This is a genomic window from Anaerococcus obesiensis ph10, assembly GCF_000311745.1.
In the GTDB taxonomy this organism is placed as follows: domain Bacteria; phylum Bacillota; class Clostridia; order Tissierellales; family Peptoniphilaceae; genus Anaerococcus; species Anaerococcus vaginalis.
On record NZ_HE978532.1, the window covers coordinates 25,299 to 37,546 of the forward strand.

General features: G+C 28.8%; 11 protein-coding genes. All 11 read right to left on the reverse strand.

Annotated elements, in window-relative coordinates; all coding sequences use genetic code 11:
• Nucleotides 1-6 precede the first annotated feature (6 nt).
• Entirely contained in the window at nt 7-1,578 is a 1,572-nt protein-coding gene (locus tag HGAG_RS06085; RefSeq protein WP_019118324.1) for an ASKHA domain-containing protein, read from the reverse strand.
• Complete coding sequence (locus tag HGAG_RS06090; RefSeq protein ID WP_019118325.1) at nt 1,568-2,224, reverse strand: corrinoid protein; 657 nt, start codon at nt 2,222-2,224, stop codon at nt 1,568-1,570. The genes HGAG_RS06085 and HGAG_RS06090 overlap by 11 nt, the downstream gene beginning before the upstream one ends.
• On the reverse strand, nt 2,225-2,998 hold the full coding sequence (locus HGAG_RS06095) for a uroporphyrinogen decarboxylase family protein (RefSeq protein WP_019118326.1): 774 nt from the start codon (nt 2,996-2,998) through the stop codon (nt 2,225-2,227).
• Between the two features lie 282 nt (nt 2,999-3,280).
• Nucleotides 3,281-4,456 carry an NAD(P)-dependent malic enzyme gene (locus HGAG_RS06100; protein WP_019118327.1) on the reverse strand — a complete coding sequence of 392 codons (1,176 nt, stop codon included), beginning with the start codon at nt 4,454-4,456 and terminating at the stop codon, nt 3,281-3,283.
• Between the two features lie 10 nt (nt 4,457-4,466).
• Complete coding sequence (locus HGAG_RS06105) at nt 4,467-5,825, reverse strand: class II fumarate hydratase (protein WP_019118328.1); 1,359 nt, start codon at nt 5,823-5,825, stop codon at nt 4,467-4,469.
• Between the two features lie 130 nt (nt 5,826-5,955).
• The gene (locus HGAG_RS10735) at nt 5,956-6,747 is read right to left on the reverse strand and encodes a LysR family transcriptional regulator (RefSeq protein WP_019118330.1); all 792 of its coding nucleotides are present in this window, start codon (nt 6,745-6,747) and stop codon (nt 5,956-5,958) included.
• A gap of 8 nt (nt 6,748-6,755) precedes the next feature.
• Nucleotides 6,756-7,472, reverse strand: a complete 717-nt coding sequence (locus tag HGAG_RS06115; RefSeq protein ID WP_019118331.1) for an aspartate/glutamate racemase family protein — start codon at nt 7,470-7,472, stop codon at nt 6,756-6,758.
• A 3-nt stretch (nt 7,473-7,475) separates the two neighbouring features.
• Nucleotides 7,476-8,780, reverse strand: coding sequence for a dicarboxylate/amino acid:cation symporter (locus HGAG_RS06120; RefSeq protein WP_019118332.1), 1,305 nt, complete (start codon nt 8,778-8,780; stop codon nt 7,476-7,478).
• A 30-nt stretch (nt 8,781-8,810) separates the two neighbouring features.
• A complete protein-coding gene (locus HGAG_RS06125) occupies nt 8,811-10,229 on the reverse strand; it encodes an aspartate ammonia-lyase (RefSeq protein ID WP_019118333.1) in 1,419 nt (472 codons plus the stop codon).
• Nucleotides 10,230-10,974: 745 nt separating this feature from the next.
• Nucleotides 10,975-11,676: a hypothetical protein gene (locus HGAG_RS06130; protein WP_019118334.1), complete on the reverse strand. Its 702-nt coding sequence runs from the start codon at nt 11,674-11,676 to the stop codon at nt 10,975-10,977.
• Between the two features lie 109 nt (nt 11,677-11,785).
• Entirely contained in the window at nt 11,786-12,220 is a 435-nt protein-coding gene (locus HGAG_RS06135) for a hypothetical protein (protein ID WP_019118335.1), read from the reverse strand.
• Nucleotides 12,221-12,248: the final 28 nt, after the last annotated feature.

Below are 12,248 nucleotides of genomic sequence, written 5' to 3' on the forward strand. Positions count from 1 at the left end.
TTCTCCTTAAAATTGCATTGCTTTCGCAAATTTTCTTTCATAATTTTCACTTGTTGCAAGGTCTAGATAAGTAATATTTTGGGATAGCTCTTCCATTTTTCTAATTATATTTTCATTCATCAATGCCATATAGGCTCCGATTAGGGAAGAATTTCCAACATATCTTATCTTTTCTTCTACTTTTTTTGGCAAGATTCCAACTTCTGTCAAGTCTTCTTTTTTTAGATGACTTCCAAAGCCACCAGCAATTATTACAGAATTTAAATCTTCAATTTCTATATTTTCTTTTTCAAGAAGAATCAAAAATCCTGATAAAATTGCCCCTTTTGCAAGTTGAACCTGCCTAATATCTTTTTGGCTGATATAAATATTTTCCTTCGAATCAAGAATTATTATTCTTTTTCTCTTACTATCTTCCTTTATAAATTTTCTCCTGTAATCCTCCTTATCCAATTTTTTTGGATCTAAAATCCTTCCTCTTTTATTTACAAAATCTTTTTCAATGATTTGAGATACTAAACTTAAAAGTCCACTCCCACAAATCCCTCTGGGCTTTTTCTTATATATTGTAGAAAAATTTATATTTTCATCTTGAATTTTTACCGAATCAATTGCCCCGCTTTCTGCTCGCATGCCACAAGAAATATTCATCCCCTCAAGGGCAGGTCCTGCTGCAGTTGACGTTGCATAAAGTTTATCCTTTGTTTTTAAAACTATTTCTCCATTTGTTCCAATGTCGATAAAAAGTGTATTTTTTTGATTTTTTAAATCTGTCAAAAATATTCCCGCCACAACATCACTTCCCACAAAGGCCGAAATATTTGGAAGGGTATAAACTTTTGCTGGAATATTAAGACCAAGATCTTTGGAATTAATTTTTAAAGAATTTAAAAATTTCGCCTTATAGGGAAATTTCCCCAAAGATTTTGCGTCAACGCCAACTAGCATGTGAAGCATGGTAGTATTTGCCCCAATTACAAGTTTTTTAATTTGACTTCTTTCAATTTCGTTTTTATTTACAAGCTCATCAATCAAATTATTTATACTTATTATGATTTCATCTTGAAGTAAATTTTTGCCATTCTCATTTTCATATTCAAAACTAATTCTTGTCATGACATCAAGGCCATATTTTACCTGAGAATTTATGGATGAGATTTTATCGATTATTTTTCCATTTGATAAATCAACTAAGTACATAGCAAGACTTGTAGTCCCAATGTCAAGGGCAAGACCAAAACCTTTATCAAATTTCATTTCAAAATCAGGAATTTCTCCATAATCTAAAATTTTAAAATCTAAATCATTGTTTATAGTTTTAATTCTAAGGTCAGATTTTGGAAAAGTAAGACAAGCTAGTCTAATGCCATTTTTTATTTCGTCATCAGTGAGCGAAGATTTTTCCGATAAGCTTATAGGATTAAGCTCTCCTTTCAAAATTTTAATTTTACATTTTCCACAAGTCCCCTTGCCGTTACAAAAATTATCGATTTTTATATTATTTGCAAGTAGACTTTCTAGGATATTTTTTCCTTTTGAATCAATAATTTTATTCAAATTTTCAATTTCAATTTTCATGATTTTTAATTAAACTTTTTGCAACTTTTACCGCCTCATTTGCATTTTCACTGTAGGCATCAGCACCAATATCTTTTGCAAAACTTTCAGAAACCGGACCGCCACCAACCATTACAATAAATTGGTCGCGAATATTTCTTTCATTTAAAATATCAATTACTTTTTTCATATTTTCCATTGTTGTAGTCATTAAAGTTGACATCATAATAAATTGAGCATCATTTTTGATTGCCTCATCAACAAATTTTTCACAAGGAACATCCTTTCCCAAATCAATCATATTAAAACCGTTGACTTCAAGCATCAATTTCACAAGGTTTTTCCCAATATCATGAGTATCTCCCTCAACAACTCCAATTACAGCTGTGGCAAGATTATTTTCTCCGTAGCTTTCAATTTTTTCTTTCAAAACATCAATGCCGTTATACATTGCATCTGAACAAATTAATAAGTCTGAAATAAAATATTCTTCCTCTTCAAAAAGTCTTCCAACCTCATTCATGCCCTTAATTAATCCATTAAAAATTGCATCTTCTGGATCATAATCTTCATTTAAATACTCACGGCATAAATCTCCGATTTCTTCATCTTCCATTTCAACAACCATTTCTGCCATTTTATCAAGATATTCTTTTTGACTAGTCATCTATTCCTCCTTCAAAATTATTTTATTTACACTTTTAAATTTTTTATCTGCCAAATTCAAACACCTATCTCCAAGAAATGTCTTATTTTCATACAAAATATCTATATATTTTTTAGGACTTTCATATTCAATAGGAGAAAAATCCGCCTTTTCTAAATCAACAAGGATAAGGCTTGATTTTGGACAAAGATGAAAGGTAAAGGGATTTTCTTTTTGCAAAATTCTTATTTCTTTTAAAAATTTAAGCAAAAAATCATCCACATAATTTCCTACTTCTCTTGGTCCAAATAATTTTATATCCAAAATGCTTTCAGCAAAACTAAAAATTGTAATTCCCATCTCTTGCATCTTCTTAATATATTCAAGATAAATTTCAATAAATTCATCGTAGAGAAAATTTAAATTTTCCCTATTTTTTCTCATAGCCCTCATAACCTTATCTATTCCCAAAAGATTATCCAAAATAGCAAGAGGCCCTCTCATTTCTATTACAGTTTTTTTATCATCAATAATTTCTATGGCTTTAACCATTGCCTTGTATTCTTCTTTTTCATAATCCATTTCAAGTTTTACATCTTGAATTTTTTCAAAAATCGGATTTGCCTTGATTCCATTTTCAAATTCAACTCCCAAACAAAGAGAAATCATAGGAAGAAGAGGCAAGGAAATAAATTTTTCTCCACAAGCATAATCTGCCATTTTATTTGGATTTAATAAAATGTCATAGCTAATAGGATTTTGTGGATTGTCGATACATTTATAAGATCTAATCATAAACTCCCTCTCCAAAATCTGCACAAATTATTAAAAACAAAAAAATTAATGACTAAAATAGTTTCAAAATTTGATTTTAACTAAAATAATCATTAATCACATACTACATATCCAATTTAAAATTTAGATATTATTTATATTAATTTATCATTTAGGAAAACATTTGTCAAGTTGATGGCTTTAAATTCATTTTTTAAAAATAAATTTTCACAAAAAAATTCTCCCTCTTAATTTTAATAGGGAGAATTTAATTTATTTTCACTTAAAATATTTAATTATTTTTTATTTTTGAGAAATTCCTTCTTCTTTTGCACATTTTGCTACAGCTTCTGCAACAACATCAGCAACTCCTAAATCAAATGCTGATGGTATTACGTAATCTTCTGAAATTTTTTCATCAGGAATTAAACTTGCTATAGCTTTAGCTGCTGCAACTTTCATTTTTTCTGTAATTTTTGTTGCATGAACTGACAAAGCTCCTTTAAAAAGTCCAGGGAAAGCTAGAACATTATTAACTTGATTTGGATAATCGCTTCTTCCTGTTCCAACAACTCTTGCTCCTGCTTCTTTTGCATCTTCATAAGTAATTTCTGGATCTGGATTTGCCATAGCTAAAACTATTGGATCACGTCTCATAGATTTTACCATTTCCTTACTTACTTTATTTGGTACAGAAACTCCTACAAAAATATCAGCGTCTGCCATCGCTTCTTCTAATGTTAAATTTTTATTTTCTTTGTTTGTTTCTTTAGCAAGTTTGTTGTATAAATCTTTTGAATATTTTTCGTCTTCTCTTAAAATTCCTCTAGAATTAAAAGCATAAATATCATTAATTCCAAAATCATTTAACATTCTTACAATTGATGATCCAGCAGCACCTACTCCAGAGATGACTACATTACATTCTTCTGGTTTTTTATTTACAAGTTTTAAAGAATTAATTAAAGCTGCAATTGTAACTATTGCTGTTCCATGTTGGTCGTCGTGAAAAACCGGAATATCTAATTCTTCTTTTAATCTTGTTTCAATTTCTATACATCTTGGAGATGAAATATCTTCAAGATTTACTCCGCCAAAAGTTGGAGAAACTTGTTTTACAAATTTTATAATTTCTTCCGTATCTGTTGTATCAATTACAAGTGGAACTGCATTAAGTCCTCCAAATTTTTTAAACAAACAAGCCTTACCTTCCATTACAGGAAGTGCTGCTTTGGGCCCAATATTTCCAAGTCCCAACACAGCTGTTCCATCAGAAATAACTGCAATTGTATTTGCTTTTCCAGTATAAACGTAAGCATCGTCTTCATTTTCGTGAATTTTTTTACAAGGTTCAGCAACTCCTGGAGAATATACTAAAGATAAATCATCTTTGTTTTCCAATTTTGTTTTTAATTCTGTTGAAATTTTTCCTTGAATCTCTTTGTGTAAGTCAAGTGCTTTTTCTTTTAGATTTTCCATTATTTTCTCCTTATACCATTTTTTCTGGTTTTACTATTTCATCAAATTCTTCATCGCTTAAATATTTTAATTCGTGACAAGCTTGTTTTAATGTTAAATTATTTTTATAAGCATATTTTGCAATTTTGCTTGCCTTATCGTATCCAATATGTGGAGATAAACTTGTTACAAGCATAAGAGAATTTTCTAAATTTTTTGCAATATTTTTTTCATTTGCAACAAGTCCTTCTAATAATTTTTCCCTAAAACATTTTAATGATTTAGACAAAAGTGTAATTGAATTGTCCATTGAATGAATTATCAAAGGCATGTATGTGTTTAGCTGTAATTGGCCTTGAGTGTTTGCCATTGAAATTGCAAAATCATTTGCCATTATTTTTATACAAACCATAGTAATTGATTCAACTTGAGTTGGATTTACTTTTCCAGGCATAATTGATGAGCCTGGTTCGTTTGCAGGAATTATTAACTCACTTATTCCACATCTTGGACCACAAGATAAAAATCTTATATCATTTGCAATTTTATAAAGATCTGTCGCAAGAGCTTTTATTGTTCCGTGAACATTTACAAGAGCAGATTTTGATGATAATTGGTAAAATTTATTCTCATCTGATTTAAATTCAAAACCATAAAAATCTGAAAGCTCTTTTGCCATTTCATTACCAAATTCTTTTTTTGCATTGATTCCTGTTCCAACTGCAGTACCACCTATAGCAAGGTAGGTCAATTCTTCTTTTACTTCTTTTAAAACTTTCAAATCTCTTTCAAGGCAAGTTCTCCATGCAGAAATTTCTTGAGAAAGTTTTAAAGGAGTTGCATCTTGAAGATGAGTTCTGCCTGTTTTTATTATATTTTTATTTTCATCTTCCAATTTTTTAATTGCATCAATTGTTTTTTCTAATTCTTTTAATAATTTTTCTGATAAATTTTTGTAAGTTGAAAGATGCATTGCTGTTGGGAAAACATCATTTGAAGATTGGCTCATATTTACATGGTCGTTTGGATGAATTATTTTTTCATTTTCATTTGCAATATGGCTTATAACTTCATTGACATTCATATTTGTTTGAGTGCCAGAGCCTGTTTGCCAAACTGTTAATGGAAATTCATTGTCGAATTCTCCCTTTAAAATTCTATCGCAAGCTTTTACAATCAAATCTTTTTTATTATCATCTAATTTTTTTTCTTTATTATTTACAATAGCTGCACATCTTTTTATACTTGCTATTGCCATAATTTGAGAATGTGGCATTTTTTCAACTTCTTGAGGAAAATTTTCTAAAGATCTTTCAGTTTGTGCTCCCCAAAAATGATTAGCTGGAACATTTACTATCCCTAGAGAATCTTCTTCTTGTCTGTATTTCATTTTTTACCTCGATTTTAAAATTCTTCTTTAGCGTATCTTTTTAACCTATCTATAAATATTTTTGCAATAGTTTTTAATTTGTGATTTTTGGAATAATTTATCATAGTTGTTCTTGATGATAAGCCTTCTTTTAATTTAAAATATATAAGGTCATCCTTTTTTCTTTTAACATTGACTGAGGAAGGATGGCAAGCCCCATATTTTCTCTTACACATTTTTCAGCTATAAATATTGAATCTGTTTCAAAAACTGTATTCAAAGAATTATCTGTAAATTCATCAAGCTCTTGGTATTGCAAAATAAGATTTTGTCCTTTTTTCATTCTTATAATATTTTGCCCTGCAAGTTTTTTGGCACTAATTGTTTTTATTTTTCCTTTGCCTGACAAATCATTTTTTAATTTATTTTCTTTTGACATAGCCAAATATACATCTTCTCTATAAAGATTTATGCTTTCCATATCATCAAACCTATCAGTTTCATAAGTTATTGAAAAATCACACAAACCATTTAGGGCAAAAGTGTTTAACTGATTAGTTTTTGCTTCTAATAAATTTATTTTAATTCCTGGATAATCTTCATTAAAATCTTTTAAAACTTTTGATAGGAAAAAATAAGTTTGATAATCGGTAGAACCAATTGATAGCTCTCCGATTTTCAACTTATTTATTTCTTCAATTTTTAATAGAGTATTTTCTTTTAATTTTTCTATATCTTCAAGGGACTTTTTATAAATTATGCCAGCCTCAGTAAGTTTTATAGGTTTAAAATCCCTATTAAATATTTCAACTCCCAATTTTTTCTCAATCCTAATGATGTGTTGACTTAAAGCTGATTGGGAAATATAAATTTTTTTTGAGGCTGCGGTAATAGAACCATATTTTAAAATAGCTCTAATATATTCCAAGTCCATCTCTGACATATTTGCTCCTAAATTTCTATATTTTTTTGAAGTTTAAGTCCTAACTTCAAACTCTCATTTACCAATTCTTTTTCACTATCTATTAATGGATAAAGATTTGAATTTTCATCTTTGCTATTTATATATGAAGCTTCTGTGCATCCTATAATTATATAATCGCATCCTTGATCCATCATTTCTTTCAAAGTGTTGTGGTATCTTTCAAAATTAATTGTCCCTTTTTCTTTTACATCACCATAAAGACATTCATTTATATTATCTTGAATTTTTCTTGATGAAACGAAAGCCTTATGAGAACATCTTTCTATTATATTATTAAATAATTTACTTTTTATCGTTCCTTCTGTTGCAAAAATTCCAATTGTAGAAGGCTTTTTGATTTTATTTAATTTATTTTCAACAAGCTCAATCATATTTATGATTGGTTTTTTTGTTAATTTTTGTAAATCATCATAGAAAAAATGTGCTGTGTTACAAGTAATCACATAAAAATCTGGATTTAATTTATCAACACTTTCTATATCTTCTTTTAGAAAATCAAATGGATTTTCTTTTGATTTTTTTAATATAAAGGAAGTCCTATCAGGGATTGTGGCGTGATTTACTACCAAATAATTTAAATATTCTTGATCTGAGCTTGGCTTATAAGCTTCATTTAAATCATTTAAAAAATTTGTTGTTGCTAGAGTTCCCATTCCTCCCAAAATCACAAAGAAATTTTTCATATTCTAAAAATCAACCTCTTCCATTTCTGGCTTTTCATCAGATAAATATCTATTTTTATCTAATAAGTTTTCTTTAGTTGCAGAAACAAATGTTGACACAACATCTCCTGTTACGTTAAGTGCTGTTCTAAACATATCTACAATTCTTTCAACACTCATAATTAAGCTTACGCCTTCTACTGGAAGACCTACTGATGAAAGAACCATTGATAGCATTATCATTCCACTTCCTGGAACTCCTGCTGTACCAATTGATGATAAAACAGCTGTCAATACTACTGTAACTAAATTTCCAAATGTCAAATCTATTCCATAAGCATTTGCTATAAATATTACTGCGCATCCTTGATAAATTGCTGTACCATTCATATTTATTGTTGCACCTAGTGGAATTGTAAATGATGAAATTTCTCTAGGAACTCCAAGTGTATCACATGATGAAAGTGTTAATGGTATTGTTGCATTTGATGATGCTGATGAAAAAGCAAAAGTATAAACTGGGAATACTTTTTTCAAAAAATGGCTAGGACTTGTCTTTGATGTAATTGCAATTAATGGAATGTAAGCTAAAACTATCAATATTACCATTGAGCTTAATACTGATCCCAAAAATGTAAGAAGTGGTCCTACTATGCCAAGTCCAATATCTGTAAATGTTCTTGCTATTAGAGCAAATACTCCGATTGGAGCAGCTTTCATAACTAATGCTGTAACTTTCATCATAAAATCATTGCCAACATTCATAAAATCTTCTAATAATTTTAATTCTTGACCAAATCTTCCTATAACTATACCAGACAAAAATGCCCAAAAAATTACTTGGAGCATATCTCCGTTTGCCAAAGATTCTATAGGATTTTTTGGAATTATATTTACCAAAGTTTCTATTAATGTTGGAGCCTCTTCAGCATCTGCTGCTGGCGCCGCTGATTTTGTAGCCTCAGCAAGATTCATTCCAACGCCTGGTTTTAATAACTTTGCTATAAATAAGGCAATGGCAATTGCAAGTGCAGTAGTTATCAAATATAAAACAAGAGTTCTTATAGCAACTCTTCCAAATTGTGAAACATCTCTCATTTGCATAACGCCTGTACCAATTGAGAAAAATACAAGTGGTACTACAAGCATTTGTAACAATCTAACGAAGCCTTGACCAAATAAGAAAAATACTCCATCAATCAAAACAGATTTTTTAAAAAATCCGTCGGGTACTATATAATGAAGTCCTATACCTACTACAAGACCTATGAGCATTGATAACAATATTTTTTTAGTTGCGCTCATTTTTTTATTTTCATTTGTAGTCATCTTATCCTCCTAATATCTATTATCTAAAATTTATTTTTCTTCCAATTTATCCTCTTCTAAGATTCCAGGTGTAATCATTTTTTTGAAATCTAAAATCCTATCGAGTTCATCTTCTCCTAATAATTTTTCTTCAAGAACAATTTCTCTTACAGTTTTTCCACTCTCTTGTGCTTTGTGTGCAATCTTACTTGATTTTTCATATCCAATATGTGGGGCAAGGGCTGTAACAAGTCCTACACATTGTTCAACTTCTTCTAATAATAATTCTTTATTAGCAGTTATACCATCAATACAATTAACTCTTAATGTATAAATTGCACCCTTTAAAGCTCTTAGTGATTCAAAAAGTTTATAAAATATTACAGGCTCAAAAGCATTAAGTTCAAGTTGTCCAGCTTCAACTGCCATTGTAACAGTAGTATCATTTCCACAAACTGCAAAAGCAACTTGGCTTACAACTTCTGGGATTACAGGATTTATTTTTCCAGGCATTATTGAAGAACCTGCTTGTCTAACTGGCAAATTAATATCGCCAATTCCTGTTTGAGGACCTGAAGACATTAGTCTTAAATCGTTAGAAATTTTTGAAAGTGAAACCGCAAAAGTTTTTAAAATTGATGAAGCATATAAAAATCCGTCCAAATTTTGTGTGCCATCAACCAAATCTTCTGCTTGTTTTAAATCAAGACCTGTTACATCTTTTAAAACACCAACAATTTCTTTTACATAAGTTCTATCTGCATTAAGACCTGTTCCAATTGCAGTAGCTCCCAAATTTACATTTGATAATTCATCAATAGCTTTTTGAATTCTCTTATAATCTCTTTTAATTACAGAATGATAAGCATTAAATTCTTGACCTAAACTTATAGGAACAGCATCTTGCAATTGAGTACGACCCATTTTGTAAACATCTTTAAATTCATCCGCTTTTTTTTCAAAAGATTTTAAAAGTTTTTCACATTCATCTTTAAGTTCAATAAAATATCTAACAAGAGCAATCTTTCCACTTGTTGGAATAACATCATTCGTTGATTGCCCCTTATTTACATCATCATTTGGATGAACCTTATCATAAACGCCAAGTCCACCACCAAGTTTTTCATTTGCAATATTTGCGATGATTTCGTTAGTATTCATATTATAACTTGTTCCAGCTCCACCTTGAATTGGATCAACAATAAAATTATCCCTATATTCTCCAGCAAGAATTTTATCACAAGCATAAACAATAGCATCCTTTTGCTCTTTTGAAATTAAATCTAATTTTTCATTTTCAAAAGCTGCAGCCTTTTTAACTTCAACCATAGCATCCAAAAATTTATCATCAGCTTTAAGACCTGTTATTGGGAAATTTTCCTCAGCTCTTTTGGCATTAGCACCATAATAAGCATTTTCTAAAATATCCATTTCACCAACAGAATCATGTTCTCTACGAAACTTAGTCATTATTTCCTCCATAAATTCACTAAGCGATTTTCAATTTCTAATTTCAAATCACTTACAATTATAATAAATATTAGTAGCTTTTTTCAAATATAATTATATAGAAAACGTTTTTAATAGTAAAATTATTAATTTATAATCGTTATCATAAGTCAAAACTTATAACGTCTATATTTAAAGTGCTAGACTTCATAGATATTTGAATTTTTTCAAAATTTTATTCAAAAATCCGTTAAAAATAAAAACAAAAAAAGCTTTTCCTTTTAGATAAATTTATAACTATTTATTTTCATAAGTTGCTTATTAATTTAAAATTAAAACTCAATTCTTTTTAAATATTTTATAGGAAAATCAAAAAATATATTTTAAAAACGAAAATCTAAAAATAAACACAAAAAAAGCACTCAATTTTGAGTGCATAAATTTGGTGCAGGATAGAAGTATAAAACCTTTGTGCATTTAGCAATATTCTATCGTTGCATAACTACAAAAAAACTACAATTATTTTATTAAAAAATGTACGTTGGTAACCAACTAATATTTATTACTTTAAAAATACTTGACTTATGAAATTAAATAGTCTACAATAAAGTTGTAATAAAAATGTTCTAAAATCATATACTTTCATTTTTATTATCATTATTAGTTGATAAACGGATTATGTTGATTATTAACATTTGATGTGTTGAAAAACTAAAAAATTTAAACAATTTGATTAATAACATGATATGTAAAAAAGAGATAGATTTTATTTTCTATCTCTTTTTCTTTTATTTTCTAATTCTTTTTCTGTCCTCTCAGACGCTTTATTTATTTCTGGATTTATTTTATTAAAAACTTCATTTTTGTATCTTTTAGCATCTACTAAATTTCCAAAATATTTATTAGCTATTAATTTTTTCTTAAAGGTAACCCTTACTAAATATTCATTTCTGCTTTTTACAAAATAGATATTTTTAATTCCTGTAGATTTATTATTTTTATTACTTCTTTTTTGAAATAAAGTTTTATAAGCAATCCCATTCCTTGCTTCTACATATAATTCTCTATTTTCTTCTGTTAAACAACCACAAGATAAAATTCTTTTTGTTTTTAAATTATAATGTTTAACCTCGGTATAATTCCCACAGTCACATCTACATTTATAGATCCTATCATCATATTTTTTCTTATCTAATTTTTTTACCACAACTAATTTCCCCGACCTATATCCTGGTTTTAAATCGGGAGTTTTTGTTCTACCTGTAATAAAATTTTTTGAGCAATCTGGGCACCCTTTTATAGCTTGCTTACCTTTTATCCTTCTAGCCAAGGCTTTAAATTCTTTGCCACAATGATTACACCTAACAAGTATATATAATCTATCAATCCTTTTAGGGTCTACTACTGTTACATGTTCAAATTTTTCGCCTTTTTCAAAAACCCATGTCCCTTTTACTTTTTTCGCCATTTTCTCATCTATCAACCTTGTAAATAAGCTAATCATTCATATTTTAGCGTATAAGCTATTAAAATTATTTACTATACCTATTATATAACTTCCACCTTAAAATATAACTTTATTGCTCTAATTTACTTTCCAAAGCTTCAACAATTATATCTTTCATACTTTTTTCGCTTTTTTCGCTCTTATCTTTTAATTTATTATATAAATTTTCAGGAATCAACAAACTAAAAGCAATATTGCCTTCTTCTTCAAGTTCAAATAACTTTTCATAATCATCAGCATCTAAATTTTCTTCCGCCCATTTCTTTGCCTCGTTTATTGTTACAGGTGTTATTTTCTCACTACCAGACCAACTGTTGCTTCCAGTTTGGACAGCGTAACTTGATGCTGGTCCACCTTCTCCATACATGAAAAACTCTCCTGTTTTCTTTCTATAAAGTTCTTCACATTCGTATTGTAAATCTGCGGAATTATATATATTTTCCCATCTTCCGATAAATTCTGCTGTGTCTGTGTCATATCTTTTACCATTAATTATTTTTTTCATTTTTTTCTCCTTTTTAATATATTTTTAT